The organism is Bradyrhizobium sp. ORS 111 (genome assembly GCF_045571485.1).
Taxonomy (GTDB): domain Bacteria; phylum Pseudomonadota; class Alphaproteobacteria; order Rhizobiales; family Xanthobacteraceae; genus Bradyrhizobium.
Map to the genome: position 1 here is coordinate 383,299 of NZ_CP120701.1, position 13,234 is coordinate 396,532.

Genomic DNA, 13,234 nt, shown 5'->3' on the forward strand with positions numbered 1-13,234 from the left:
GCGTTACGCGTCACGCCGTCGCTGGATCGTCGGCGAGATGCCGTGCCAGCACGATGGCCAGCGGGGAGATCGCAAGCGCGGTGACGGCGGTCGCCGCGGTCGCGAGCGATGGACCGAGCGCATCGCCGAGTACGCCATAGAGCACCGGTGCGACCGCGCCTGATCCGATCGTCCCCGTATAGAACAGAGCGAAGGCGCGCTCGGTCCGGTGCGGCGGCGTGAGCTCGGGCACCGTGCCATACAGCACCGACGACGTGCCGTTGAGCATCACGCCGAGCAGCGGCAGCAACACGATGGCGGGCATCAGCGGCAAGGCCAGCACGCTGAGGATCAGCGCCGCCGTGCCGCCTTCGGTGATGAGCACGGTGCGCAGCGTGCCGACCCGTTCGCCGAGCCAGCCGCAGGTGAACTTGCCGGCCGCGCCGCCGATGAAGACGAGCGCGAGCGCGAAGCCGTTGGTCGGCAGCGACGCGCCCTTGTCGCGCAGCAGGAACGGCAGGAAGGTCAGGAAGCCCATGCGAACGGCGGTGTCGAGAATTCCGATCGCAAGCAGCCAGGGAAATCCGCTGCCACCGGCGCCCTCACGATGCGATGCCGCCGGCGTCCTGCTCGCGGCGCTGCGGCCGACGGCCGGCATCCACACGACGATGCAGACCGCGACGAGCAGACCGGCGAGCGCCAGCAACAGCAGCGTGTGCCGCCACGTCATGATCACCAGCAGGACCGAGGTCAGCGCCGGGATCGCCGCCTTGCCGAGATCGCCGGTGAAATTGTAGATGCCGAGCGGCCCGCGCGCGGTCTTGCCATAGGCGCGCGACACCGCGGCCGATGCGATCGGATGCTGCGTGCTCGAACCCGCGCCTGAGAGCGCCAGCGCCAGGCCGAGCCCGACGATGCCGCCGGAGAATCCGGCAAAGAGATAGCCGAGTGCCGAGAGTGCGGTGCCTGCGATCAGGATGATCTTGCCGTCGATCCGTTCGGCGATCCGCCCGACCGGAATCTGCAGCCCTGCCATGGCGCCGGCATAGAGCCCGCGCAGCAAGGCGAGCAGCCCGTAGCTCAAGGCAAATTCGGTCTGCCAGACCGGCAGCAGCACGTAGATCACGTCGGTATAGCCGTCGTGGAGGGCATGGTTGAGGCCGGTCACCGTCAGCGTGCGCGTCGCCCGCGCGCGGTCGGAGCGGGGAGTCTCTGTCGCGGTGGTCGCGGACTCCGTCATGATCGCAGTTCCGTCGCATCAAACGCAGAAAATCTAACGAACGGACTGTTGCGCATCGGATCGGTCGATTGAAAAGTGGAGCTCAGCAAGTATCTTGATGCTTACTATGCGCCACGACGGTGCTTGTCACAAATCAGTAATAATCGGACAATGAGTTAGAAAATCTGGTTCCGGCGATCATGTTCGTACCACGTCGCAGCCTGCCGCCGCTCAACGCGGTCCGCGCCTTCGAGGCCGCCGCGCGCCTCGGCAGCTTCAAGGAAGCCGCCGCCGAGCTCAGCGTGACCCATGGTGCCGTCAGCCAGCAGATTCGCCTGCTCGAGGAGTGGCTGGGCGCGCCGGCGCTGTTTCGGCGGTCGGTCCGGCGTGTGGTGCTGACGCCGGCCGGTGCGGCACTGCTGGCGGAGTTCGGCCCCGCGCTCGACCGGATCTCGGCCGCCGTGCAGCAGCATCGGGAGCGGCGCGGCGATGCGCCGACGGCCGTGCTCCGCGTCAACGCGCTCGCGACGTTCAGCCTGCGCTGGCTGCTGCCGCGCATGAGCCGGTTTCGTGCCGAGCATCCCGATATCGAGGTGCGCCTCACGACATCGAACGATCCGGTCGATGCGTTGCCCGAAACCTTCGACGTGGTGATCCGCGGCGGCCCGGACACCTTCCACGGCTTTTCATCGCGGGTCCTGCTGTCGGAGCGGCGGTTGCCGGTGTGCAGCCCGTCACTGCTGGCGCAGGTGCCACTGGGCGAGATCGCCGACTTATCGCGGCACACATTGCTGCACGTCACGTCGATGCCGCGGCTGTGGCGCGACTGGCTGGCGGAAGCCGGTATGTCAGCATTGGAGCCGGCGGCCTCGCTGACCTTCGATCACTTCTATCTGACCATTCAGGCCGCGCTCGACGGCCTCGGCGTCGCGATGGGACCGACCGCGCTGATCGCGGATGATCTCGCGGCCGGACGCCTGGTGACGCCATTTCCCGCCATCAGCCTGCCGGCACGCAGCTACTTCGCCTATTTTCCGGCAGGCCGCAGCAATGATCCGCACAGCGCGGTGTTCTGCGATTGGCTCGAACAGCAGGGCCGGATGACCGGCTGAAGTTCGGCTGAGTTGGAAGCGGTCAGGCCGCCGCCGGATCGTCGCCGTCGATTTCCTGCGGCAGCTCGATCACCACGCGGCCGCCGGCGAGATCGACCGATGGCACCACGGCATTGGTGAAGGGCAGCAGCATCGTCGCGCCCTGCGGCGGCGCGATTTCGATGATGTCGCCGGCGCCGAAATTATGGATCGCGATCACCTTGCCGAGCGGTTGCTCGGCCGTCGTCACCGCGGCAAGCCCGATCAGGTCGGTGTGGTAATATTCGCCGTCGTCGGTCTCGGGCAGCCGGTCGCGCGGGACATACAGTTCGAGGCCATTGAGCCGCTCGGCCTCGTCGCGTGTGGCGACGCCCTTCAGCGTCACCACCAGATGGTCCTTGGCTTCACGCACATGCGTGACCTCGAATTGGCGTGTGCCGTCCTTGGTCAGCAGCGGGCCGTAATCTCTCACAGCCAGCGGGTCTTCGGTGAAGGTCCATAGCCGGACGGCGCCGCGCACGCCGTGCGCAGCGCCGATGCGGGCGACACAAACCGGCGCAGCCACCGTATCAGCCGTTCAGCTTAGGCCTTGGCGGCGGCTTCGGCTTGCGCCTTGCGCTCCTTGCGCGGCACGGCCTTTTCCGGGTTGTTGCGCGCGGCGCGCTTCTTGACGCCGGCGGCATCGAGGAAGCGGCTCACGCGATCCGACGGCTGCGCGCCCTTGGCGAGCCAGGTCTTCACCTTGTCCATGTCGAGCTTCAGGCGCGCTTCGCTGTCCTTCGGCAGCAGCGGGTTGAAGTGGCCGAGACGCTCGATGAAGCGGCCGTCGCGCGGAAAGCGCGAGTCGGCGACGACGACGTGATAGACCGGACGCTTCTTGGTGCCCGCGCGAGCGAGGCGGATAACAACGGACATTCAGTTCTCCTTCAAAGTACGATGTGTTCGGTTGATTGATATTCCGCGTCGCGCAGGCTGTATGCGACCCGTCGCGACGAATTCCTCATTTCTTCTTGCCCGGGAAGCCGCCGAGGCCGGGTAGCGTCGGCTTGCCGCTGAGACCGGTCAGCCCGGGCAGGTTTGGCAGGCCGCCGCGCAGGCCGACGGGCATATCCTTCGGCAGGTTCGGCAGACCACCGGCGCCGCCCTGCATCTTCTCGGCGAGCGCCTTCATCTCCTCGGGCGAGGGCGGCTTCATGCCGCCGCCGAAGCCCATCGCCTGCGCGATGCCGGCAAGCGGGCCGCGCTTGCCGCTTCCCATCGCCTTCATCATGTCGGCCATGTTCCGGTGCATCTTCAGGAGCTTGTTGACGTGCTCGACGCTCTGGCCGGCGCCCGCCGCGATGCGCTTCTTGCGGCTCGCTTTCAGGATGTCCGGATTCTTGCGCTCCTGCCGCGTCATCGAATCGATGATCGCGACCTGGCGCTTGATGATCCGGTCGTCGATGCCGGCCGCCGCGATCTGGTTCTTCATCTTGGCGATGCCGGGCATCATGCCCATCAGCCCGCCGATGCCGCCCATATTCGCCATCTGCTGCAATTGCTCGCGCATGTCGTTGAGGTCGAACTGCCCCTTGCGCATGCGCTCGGCGGTGCGCGCGGCCCTTTCGGCGTCGATGTTGGCGGCGGCCTTCTCGACCAGCGAGACGACGTCGCCCATGCCGAGGATGCGGCCGGCGATGCGGCTCGGATGGAAGTCCTCCAGCGCATCGGTCTTTTCACCGGTGCCGATCAGCTTGATCGGCTTGCCGGTGACCGCGCGCATCGACAGCGCGGCGCCGCCGCGACCGTCGCCGTCGACGCGGGTCAGGACAATGCCGGTGAGGCCGACGCGCTGGTCGAACGAGCGCGCGAGGTTGACCGCGTCCTGGCCGGTGAGGGAGTCCGCGACCAGCAGCACTTCGTGCGGGTTGGCAGCGGCTTTGATGTCGGCCGCCTCCTTCATCATCTCTTCGTCGAGCGTGGTGCGGCCGGCGGTGTCGAGCAGCACGACGTCGTAGCCGCCGAGCTTGCCGGCTTCGAGCGCGCGCCGCGCGATCTGCGGCGGCATCTGGCCGGCGACAATCGGCAGCGTCGGGATGTCGAGGTCGCGGCCCAGCACCGCGAGCTGCTCCATCGCCGCCGGGCGGTAGACGTCGAGCGAGGCCATCAGCACCTTGCGCTTGTCGCGCTGGACCATACGCCGGGCGAGCTTCGCGGTGGTGGTGGTCTTACCGGAGCCCTGCAGACCGACCATCATGATCGGAACCGGCGGCACCGTGTTGAGATCGATGGTCTGGCCATCGGAGCCGAGCGTGGCGACGAGTTCGTCATGGACGATCTTCACCACCATCTGCCCTGGTGTGACCGACTTGACGACGGTGGCGCCGATCGCCTGCTCGCGCACCCTCTCGGTGAAACTGCGGACCACTTCGAGCGCGACGTCGGCTTCGAGCAGCGCACGGCGCACCTCGCGCATCGCGGCATCGACGTCCTTTTCGGTCAGCGCACCGCGCCCCGTCAGACGATCGAGAATGCCGCCAAGCCTTTCCGACAGATTGTCGAACAATGCCGTTGTCCTTCGTTGCGCCCGTGAGCGCGCCTCATTCGCTTCTCGTCATACCCCGCGAAGGCGGGGTATCCAGTACGCCGCGGCAGCTCGGTTCAATCCGATACGCTCTGGAATACTGGATCACCCGCCTTCGCGGGTGATGACGACATAGTCTGCCTTGGCATCGTGCCAAGACGATGGTCCAAACACTTTCGCGCCCGAGGGCGCATCGCGCTGTCGGGCGTTGACCTCCGGCCTCCAGGGCCGGTCGGCGGGTCGAAAAGACGGGTCTTTCCGAGAAAGTGGCGGCGTTAAACGCTGCCGGGGCCGGAAAGTCAAGCAAAGTTTGCTTGCATTCCCGCGAATGCAAATCCTAAGTCTCTGAAAGCATTGTGTTTCCCACGTTCCGGTTCCGGAAGGCGCATGGGTCACCCATATAGACGAAGCTGCCCACCAGCCATTTCGGAACCCCGCTTGCGTCTCACCCGTCGCCGCCTTCTCGCTACCCTGACCGGAGCCGCTGCGGCGATCGGCGTTCCATCCATCTGGATCTCATCCATGAAAAGCTATGACGGCCCCATCTCCGATCATTTCGACGGCTTGCGCTTCTTCGATCCCGACGGTGTGCCGCCGAAATCGCTTGGCGCGGTGCTGCGCTGGCAATTCGGCGGCGGCCGGCAGCGCTTTGCCTGGCCGGATTGGGTGCCGAGCCCCTATGCCGACACGCCGCCGCCCCGCGTCGACGGCGGCACGGCGCGGCTCTGCTTCGTCGGTCATGCAAGCTGGCTGATCCAGGCCGGCGGCCTCAACGTCCTCGTCGATCCCGTGTGGTCGATACGCGCGTCGCCGTTCCGCTTCGCAGGTCCCAAGCGGCATAATGATCCCGGCATCGCCTTCGAGAAGCTGCCCAGGATCGATGTCGTGCTGGTGTCGCACGGCCATTACGATCATCTCGACGTCGCGACGCTGTCGAAACTGACCAAGACGTTCGGCCCGCGCGTGGTGACGCCGCTCGGCAACGACATCACGATGCGCGAGGCCGATGCCGCGATCAAAGCCGAAGCGTTCGACTGGCATCAGCGCGTCGAGCTCGGAGGCGGGCTTGCCGTGACGCTGGTGCCGACGCGGCACTGGTCGGCGCGCGGTCTGTTCGACCGCAACCGGGCGCTGTGGGCGAGCTTCGTGCTGGAGACGCCGGCCGGCAAACTCTACATCGTCTGCGATTCCGGCTATGGCGACGGACGGCATTTCCGCCGCGTCGCCGAGGCGCATGGCCCGTTGCGGCTCGCGATCCTGCCGATCGGCGCCTATGAGCCGCGCTGGTTCATGCGCGACCAGCACATGAACCCGGAGGACGCCGTGAAGGCGCTCGCCGACTGCGGCGCGCAACAGGCGCTGGCGCATCACCACGGCACATTCCAATTGACCGATGAGGCGATCGACGCACCGATCATCGCGCTCGGCGAAGCGCTCGATGCCGCAAGCGTGCCGCGCGAAAAATTCGCGGTGTTGAGGCCGGGACAGGTGTTCGAGATTTGAAGGTTGTCGTCCCGGCGAAGCGAAGCGCGAGCCGGGACCCATAACCACCGTCATCGTTTGCCTTGGGCAGCCGTGGCCACAGCGAATCCAAATTGCGGAATCCTGTGGTTATGGGTCCCTGCTTTCGCAGGGACGACGCCTGGACTTATTGGTTACCCTTGATCGACCAGGAGACGCTCACATTGACCGTGAGTGTTTCCTCGCCCTGGGCAACCGGCGTCGGCGCGGCGAAGCCGGCGGTAGCCATCTTGGTGCGGAAGACCGGTCCCGGCGCTGAGCCGACTTCCGAGATGTTCAGCGGCGCGCCGAGTGTGACACCCGCGGCCTTGGCGTAGATCTCGGCCTTGCGGCGGGCGTCGGCGATCGCCTTTTCGCGGGCGTCGTCGAGCAGCTTCGAGGCCTGCGACACCGAGAAATTCAGCCCGCCGATATCGTTGGCGCCGGCTCCGACCAGCACGTCGATGATGCCTGCGACCTTGCTCACATCGTGCAGCTTGATGGTGATGCGGTTGCTTGCGTGATAGCCGACGATGCTGGGCGGTGTGGTCGGGGACGGCGCCGGACGGTTGGCGAATTGCGGCTGCAACGACAGCCGCGACGTCTGATAATCCTTTTCCGCAATGCCGGCGTCTTTCAGCGCGGCCAGCACCTTGCCCATCGTGACATTGTTGGCCTCGGCGGCTTCGCGCGCGGTCTTGGCGTCGGTGGTGACGCCCGCGTCGAGCTGCGCCTGGTCCGGCGCGGCGGAGACGGTCGCCTCGCCGGTGACCGAAATCGCCGGCGGAAAGTCGTTGTCGGCCAGCGCGGGTGCAGCCAGCAGCGTGGTCGCGATCAGAGTGGCAGCGAAGGGGAGGCCGAGGGGGAGGCGGTGGGTCATCTGGTTCACTTCAAGGGTACGTAGACGTTGATCACGAGCTTGTCTTCAGCGGTCTTCAGGGGATCTGTCATGTATTCTTCGATAAAAGTGTCCTTGGCTTCGAGCTTCTTGTCGTCGAGGTGATTGGTGATCGCCTCATAGGTGTTGTCCATGTTGTCGTAGGAGCCGCGGTGGACGAACTTCAGCGACTTGCCCTCGGGTGAATTGCCCATGCTCATGTTCTTGCCCAGGTTCTTCACGTCCTGATCGACCGGAATCTCGGCGATGAAGGTGAAGCCGGTATCGTCGGTCGAGGTGTAGACGATCATCGGATTGCCCGATGCGCTGATGCTCTGCTTGTCGAGCAGCGCGGTGAGGGTCTTGAAGGCGTCGATCAGGGTATCGAAGGCCGAATCCCAGTTTGCGGTGCCCTTCAGCATGACGACCTTCTTCGGCTCCAGCGTGATCGGCTCGCCGAAGGGGTCGGCGGTCTGCACCGGCGCGGCCGGTGGCGGCGCGGGGGTCTGGGAGGCGGCGGGGCTGTCAGCCGGTGATTTGGTCTCGGCCGGCGGCGGCACCGGCGTTGCGGAGGGTGTGGGAGCAGGTGTCGGGCTGGGGCTCGCTGCGGGAGCGGGCGAGGCGGCTGGCGACTGGGCGGACGCCGGGCTTGCCAGAGCGATCGCGGCCAAAGGCAGCAGCGCGACCAGGGCCGCGCGGAAGGTGCTGATACAGTTCATTCGGTATTCTCCATCCCATCCCCAGACGGCCGCTTGAGCTGTCCCGGCGCACGGTCCGCAAGGTGCAACATTCCTAACACGCAAGTTCCGCTTTCGTCCCATGACAGATGCGTCATAGGACTATCGATGCTGGCCTTTCAGCCACCACTCGCCATATAAGCGGGCAGAAATTGGGAAAATCCATGAGCGCGCTCGCCAACCACGCATTCGCCAAGATGAACGGCATCGGCAACGAAATCGTCGTCGTCGACCTGCGCGATTCCAAAGCGCAGGTCTCGGCGGCGGAGGCGCGCGCAGTGGCATCGCCTTCGGGCGGCGTGCCCTATGACCAGCTCATGGTGCTGCAGCCGCCACGGCTTCAGGGCACCGAGGCGTTCATTGCGATCTTCAACAATGACGGCTCGGAGGCCGGCGCCTGCGGCAACGGCATGCGCTGCGTGGTGCGGCGCGTGTTCGAGTCAACCGGCCAGACCACAGCGACCTTCGAGACCCGCGCCGGCCTGCTCAATTGCTGGCAGGGCCCGGCGCCCGATCTCTACACCGTGGACATGGGCGCGCCGAAGTTCGGCTGGCAGGACATTCCGCTGGCGGAGGAATTCCGCGACACCCGCTACATCGAATTGCAGGTCGGGCCGATCGACAATCCGGTGCTGCACTCACCGTCGGTGGTCAGCATGGGCAATCCGCACGCGATCTTCTGGGTCGACGACGTCAACGCCTTCGACCTCGAGCGGTTCGGGCCGCTACTCGAAAATCATCCGATCTTCCCGGAGCGCGCCAACATCACGCTCGCCCATATCGTCGATCGCGATCACATCACGATCCGCACCTGGGAGCGTGGCGCGGGCCTCACCAAGGCGTGCGGCTCGGCGGCCTGCGCGACGGCGGTCGCCGCGGCGCGGCTGAAGCGCGCCAACCGCGTTGTCGAGATCACGCTGCCGGGCGGCAAGCTCGGCATCGAATGGCGCGAGCGCGACGATCACGTGCTGATGACCGGCACCGCCGAGTTCGAATATGAGGGCCGCTTCGATCCGGCGCTGTTCGCCGGTACGGCCTGACCATCATGGGCGTCGACGTCGTCACCTTCGGCTGCCGGCTCAACGCGTTCGAGTCCGAAGTGATTCGCCGCGAGGCGGAGCAGGCGGGCCTTGCCGACACCATCGTCATCAATAGCTGTGCCGTCACCAACGAGGCGGTGGCGCAGGCGCGGCAGTCGATCCGCAAACTAAAGCGCGAGCGCCCGGCGGCACGCATCGTCGTTACCGGCTGCGCGGCGCAGACCCAGGCGGAGATGTTCGCCGGCATGGCCGAGGTCGATCGCGTCGTCGGCAATGACGAGAAAATGCGCGGCGAGGCCTGGCGCGCGACCCGCGCAGCGTTCGATATCGGCGCAAGCGAGAAGGTCGCCGTTGCCGACATCATGGCGGTGACGGAGATGGCGCCGCATCTGCTCGACGGATTCGAGCGCGGCTTGCCGCGGGTGTTCGTGCAGGTGCAGAACGGCTGCGACCATCGCTGCACCTTCTGCATCATTCCCTATGGCCGCGGTAATTCGCGCTCGGTGCCGATGGGCGCGGTGGTCGATCAGGTCCGCACGCTGGTCGCGCGCGGCCACGCCGAGATCGTGCTGACCGGCGTCGATCTCACGAGCTACGGCGCTGATTTGCCGGGCGCGCCGAAGCTGGGCCAATTGGTGCGGCAGATCCTGCGCCATGTGCCCGAGCTGAAGCGGCTGCGCATCTCCTCGATCGATTCGATCGAGGCCGACCGCGATCTGCTCGACGTCATCGCCGACGATGCCCGGTTGATGCCGCATCTGCACCTGTCGCTGCAATCCGGCGACGACATGATCCTCAAGCGGATGAAACGCCGGCATTCGCGAAAGGACGCGATCGATTTCTGCACGCAGGTGCGGCGGCTGCGGCCGGACATCGCCTTCGGCGCCGACATCATTGCCGGCTTCCCGACCGAGACGGAAGAGATGTTCGCGCGTTCGCTCGATCTGGTCGAGGAGTGCGATCTCACGTTCCTGCACGTGTTTCCCTATTCGCGGCGTCCGGGGACGCCGGCGGCGCGGATGCCGCAAGTCGCAGGCGGCGCGATCAAGGAGCGCGCCAAGCGATTGCGTGCGGCCGGCGAAGCTGGGCTACGGCGGCGGCTGGCATCGGAGATCGGCGCCACGCGCGACGTGCTGATCGAAAGCAGCACGCAGGGCCGCACCGAGCACTTCCTGCCTGTTGCGATCAGTGACGATGTGCCGGGCGCAGTGCGGCGGCTCGTCGTGACCGGACACGACGGCACGCGCCTTCTGGCGCCCGCCGGGAATTCATCGACGCACAAGCTCCAGGGGTGACATCGATTCCGCGTTGACACCATGTGTCTTCCCAAAGCGACCGTGAGGTGAGCACGCTCATCAGGTTCCCTCCCCCCTTGCGGGGGAGGGTTGGGGAGAGGGGTAAGCCGCGGGTGAGATGATCGATGTGGGCGTCGTCCTCGCAACTTGCGTTCGCTTGTCATTGTGACGAAAACGGACCGAGCACGTCGTGTGGCCACCCCTCTCCCTAACCCTCCCCCGCAAGGGGCGAGGGAACCCTTCCACCAGCGCGTCCCTAACGGGCCAATCACCCGCATGCGCGGGTGATGACACTGAGCAAGCTGTTCGACCGTTGAATCAGAAGCTCGCCGTCGAAACCTTCGCGGAGCCTGTCATCGGGCGCGCGTTCACGCGTCCCATCTCGGGTCGGTAGGATGTCTAAGGTCACTCGCCGTTCCAGCCGCAAGCCTTGAGCCGCTCGTGCATATGCGCCGGCGCCGGCGCGATCACCTGCACGGGCTCCTTGTTCCTGGAGATCGGGATTGCGATCTCGCGGGAATGCAGGTGCAGGATCGGCACGCCGAAGCGCGGGCCATTGCCGTAGATATTGTCGCCGACGATCGGCCATCCTGCGGCGGCGGAATGCACCCGAAGCTGATGGGTGCGGCCGGTGACGGGCTCCATCGCAAGCCAGGTGAGGCCATCGCCGCGGCCCAGCACCTTCCAGTTGGTGACGGCCTTCTGTCCATCCGGATCCGGCTTCTGCCACCAGCCGCGCTCGGCGTTGAGCCTGCCGAGCGGCAGGTCGATGGTGCCCTCGTCTTCAGCAGGGCCGCCCTCGACCACGGTCCAATAGGTCTTCGCGATCTTGCCATGCTTGAACAGCAATCCGAGCGAAGCGGTCGCCTTGCGGTGGCGTCCCAGCACCAGGCAGCCGGAGGTGTCCTTGTCGAGCCGGTGCGCGAGGACCGGCGGCCGCGGCAGTCCGAACCGCAGCGCGTCGAACGACGCCTCCAGATTGGGCCCACCCTTGGGGCCGCGATGCACCGGCAATCCGGCCGGCTTGTCGATGACCAGCATCAACCCGTCGCGGTGGAGCACCCGCGCCAGGATTTCGTCAGGGGTCAATGAGGGAACATCGATCAATTGGTCGAGACTTTCGTTTGCGAGGCGAAACGGCTAACACACCTGCACCATGAACGATACCACTGCGGGAACTCCAAAACTGAGCTGGTGGCAGCGGCTGAAGGGCGGCCTGAAGCGGACCTCCGGTGCGCTCGGGACGGCAGTCGCCGATCTCGTCATCAAACGCAAGCTCGATCGCGCCATGCTCGACGACATCGAGGATGTGCTGCTGCGCGCCGATCTCGGCACCGAGGTCGCCGTGCGGATCGCGGATGCGGTCGGCAAGGGGCGCTACGACAAGGCGATCTCCGCCGACGAGGTGAAGGAGGTGGTCGCGACCGAGGTCGAGAAGGTGCTGGCGCCGGTGGCGAAGCCGCTCGAGATCGACACCTCGAAGCAGCCGTTCGTGATCCTCGTCGTCGGCGTCAACGGCTCCGGCAAGACCACCACGATCGGCAAGCTCGCCGCGAAATTCTCCGCCGAAGGCCGCAAGGTGATGCTCGCCGCCGGCGACACCTTCCGCGCCGCGGCGATCGAGCAGCTCAAGGTCTGGGGCGAGCGCACCAAGTCGCCGGTCATCGCCGGGACGCAAGGCTCGGATTCCGCGAGCCTCGCCTTCAGCGCGCTGACCGCGGCAAAGGAGCAGCAGCGCGATGTGCTGCTGATCGATACCGCCGGACGGCTGCAGAACAAGTCAGAGCTGATGAACGAGCTCGAAAAGGTCGTGCGCGTCATCAGGAAGGTCGATGCGACGGCGCCGCACGCGGTGCTGCTGGTGCTCGATGCCACGGTGGGACAAAATGCACTGTCGCAGGTCGAGGCGTTTCATCGCACCGCAGGGGTCACGGGTCTCGTGATGACCAAGCTCGATGGCACCGCGCGGGGCGGCATCCTGGTCGCGCTGTCGGAAAAGCACAAGCTGCCAGTGCATTTCATCGGCGTCGGCGAAGGCGTCGAGGATCTCGCGCCGTTCACGGCGAACGATTTTGCCAAGGCGATCGCCGGAATTGAAACTTAGGTTTTCGTCATGCCCCGCGAAAGGCGGGGCATCCAGTACGCCGCGCCGCTCACTGGAATCGAGACCTCTCGGAGTACTGGATCACCCGCCTTCGCGGGTGATGACGGCAACAAAGGTTACGTAATGGACAAGACCCAGCCGCACCCGCTGTTCAAGCTCGCCACCGAACTCGGGCCGCTGCTCGTGTTCTTCATCGCCAACGCCAAGTATCACCTGTTCGTCGCGACCGGCGCATTCATGGTCGCGACCGTCGTAGCGATGATCGCATCCTATGTGGTGACCAAGCACGTGCCGATCATGGCGCTGGTCACCGGGGTGATCGTGCTGGTGTTCGGCACGCTGACGCTGGTGCTGCACGACGAGACCTTCATCAAGGTCAAGCCGACCATCATCTACGGCCTGTTCGCGGCGGTGCTCGGCGGCGGGTTGCTGTTCGGCCGCTCCTTCATCGCCGTCATGTTCGACCAGATGTTCAACCTGACGCCGAAGGGCTGGCGCATCCTCACGCTGCGCTGGGCGCTGTTCTTCGCCGGCATGGCGATCCTGAACGAGATCGTCTGGCGCACCCAGACCACGGATTTCTGGGTGAACTTCAAGGTGTTCGGCGTGACGCCGCTGACCATGATCTTCGCCATCGCCCAGATGCCGCTGACCAAGCGCTACCACCTCGAGCCGGTCTCGCTGGAGGCCAGCGAAGCCGAGGCAGGCGACGTGCGGCAGGGGTGAGCACCACTTTGCTCCCTCGCCCCGCTCTTGCGGGGAGAGGGTTGGGGTGAGGGGTTCTCTCCACGGACAAGGTCGGGAATAACGATCCCAAGCCCCTCACCCG

Annotated in this window: 13 protein-coding genes; 6 read left to right on the plus strand and 7 right to left on the minus strand. The window is 65.9% G+C overall.

Translation table 11 applies throughout. From position 1 onward, the window contains the following. Window positions 1–10: 10 nt before the first annotated feature. Window positions 11–1,219 (minus strand): MFS transporter, encoded by a 1,209-nt coding sequence (locus P6U30_RS01830; RefSeq protein WP_407167853.1) that lies wholly within the window; start codon window positions 1,217–1,219, stop codon window positions 11–13. A 179-nt stretch (window positions 1,220–1,398) separates the two neighbouring features. On the opposite strand from P6U30_RS01830, the gene gcvA reads away from it, so the two are divergent. Next, on the plus strand, window positions 1,399–2,310 hold the full coding sequence (gcvA, locus tag P6U30_RS01835; RefSeq protein WP_407167854.1) for a transcriptional regulator GcvA: 912 nt from the start codon (window positions 1,399–1,401) through the stop codon (window positions 2,308–2,310). A gap of 22 nt (window positions 2,311–2,332) precedes the next feature. On the opposite strand, the gene rimM is transcribed toward gcvA, so the two are convergent. From rimM to ffh, 3 genes are all read right to left on the minus strand, one after another. After that, the gene (rimM, locus tag P6U30_RS01840; RefSeq protein ID WP_407167855.1) at window positions 2,333–2,854 is read right to left on the minus strand and encodes a ribosome maturation factor RimM; all 522 of its coding nucleotides are present in this window, start codon (window positions 2,852–2,854) and stop codon (window positions 2,333–2,335) included. Between the two features lie 17 nt (window positions 2,855–2,871). After that, the gene (gene rpsP, locus P6U30_RS01845; RefSeq protein ID WP_407149728.1) at window positions 2,872–3,204 is read right to left on the minus strand and encodes a 30S ribosomal protein S16; all 333 of its coding nucleotides are present in this window, start codon (window positions 3,202–3,204) and stop codon (window positions 2,872–2,874) included. A gap of 85 nt (window positions 3,205–3,289) precedes the next feature. Beyond that, entirely contained in the window at window positions 3,290–4,834 is a 1,545-nt protein-coding gene (gene ffh, locus P6U30_RS01850) for a signal recognition particle protein (protein WP_407167856.1), read from the minus strand. 456 nt (window positions 4,835–5,290) lie between these two features. Here ffh and P6U30_RS01855 point away from each other — a divergent pair, with 456 nt between their 5' ends. After that, on the plus strand, window positions 5,291–6,355 hold the full coding sequence (locus P6U30_RS01855) for an MBL fold metallo-hydrolase (RefSeq protein ID WP_407167857.1): 1,065 nt from the start codon (window positions 5,291–5,293) through the stop codon (window positions 6,353–6,355). Between the two features lie 145 nt (window positions 6,356–6,500). Here the strand turns inward: P6U30_RS01855 and P6U30_RS01860 are convergent, their stop codons facing one another. Both P6U30_RS01860 and P6U30_RS01865 read right to left on the minus strand, forming a co-directional pair. After that, complete coding sequence (locus P6U30_RS01860) at window positions 6,501–7,232, minus strand: SIMPL domain-containing protein (RefSeq protein WP_407167858.1); 732 nt, start codon at window positions 7,230–7,232, stop codon at window positions 6,501–6,503. Between the two features lie 5 nt (window positions 7,233–7,237). Next, a complete protein-coding gene (locus P6U30_RS01865; protein WP_407167859.1) occupies window positions 7,238–7,948 on the minus strand; it encodes a GyrI-like domain-containing protein in 711 nt (236 codons plus the stop codon). Window positions 7,949–8,130: 182 nt separating this feature from the next. Here P6U30_RS01865 and dapF point away from each other — a divergent pair, with 182 nt between their 5' ends. Continuing rightward, window positions 8,131–9,006 (plus strand): diaminopimelate epimerase, encoded by an 876-nt coding sequence (dapF, locus tag P6U30_RS01870; RefSeq protein ID WP_407167860.1) that lies wholly within the window; start codon window positions 8,131–8,133, stop codon window positions 9,004–9,006. A gap of 5 nt (window positions 9,007–9,011) precedes the next feature. Beyond that, entirely contained in the window at window positions 9,012–10,301 is a 1,290-nt protein-coding gene (gene mtaB / locus P6U30_RS01875) for a tRNA (N(6)-L-threonylcarbamoyladenosine(37)-C(2))-methylthiotransferase MtaB (protein WP_407167861.1), read from the plus strand. 405 nt (window positions 10,302–10,706) lie between these two features. On the opposite strand, the gene P6U30_RS01880 is transcribed toward mtaB, so the two are convergent. Further along, on the minus strand, window positions 10,707–11,408 hold the full coding sequence (locus P6U30_RS01880; protein ID WP_407167862.1) for an RluA family pseudouridine synthase: 702 nt from the start codon (window positions 11,406–11,408) through the stop codon (window positions 10,707–10,709). 49 nt (window positions 11,409–11,457) lie between these two features. On the opposite strand from P6U30_RS01880, the gene ftsY reads away from it, so the two are divergent. Both ftsY and P6U30_RS01890 read left to right on the plus strand, forming a co-directional pair. Further along, window positions 11,458–12,405, plus strand: a complete 948-nt coding sequence (gene ftsY, locus P6U30_RS01885; RefSeq protein WP_407167863.1) for a signal recognition particle-docking protein FtsY — start codon at window positions 11,458–11,460, stop codon at window positions 12,403–12,405. A 123-nt stretch (window positions 12,406–12,528) separates the two neighbouring features. Continuing rightward, window positions 12,529–13,131, plus strand: coding sequence for a septation protein A (locus P6U30_RS01890; protein WP_407167864.1), 603 nt, complete (start codon window positions 12,529–12,531; stop codon window positions 13,129–13,131). The last annotated feature ends 103 nt before the right edge of the window (window positions 13,132–13,234 follow it).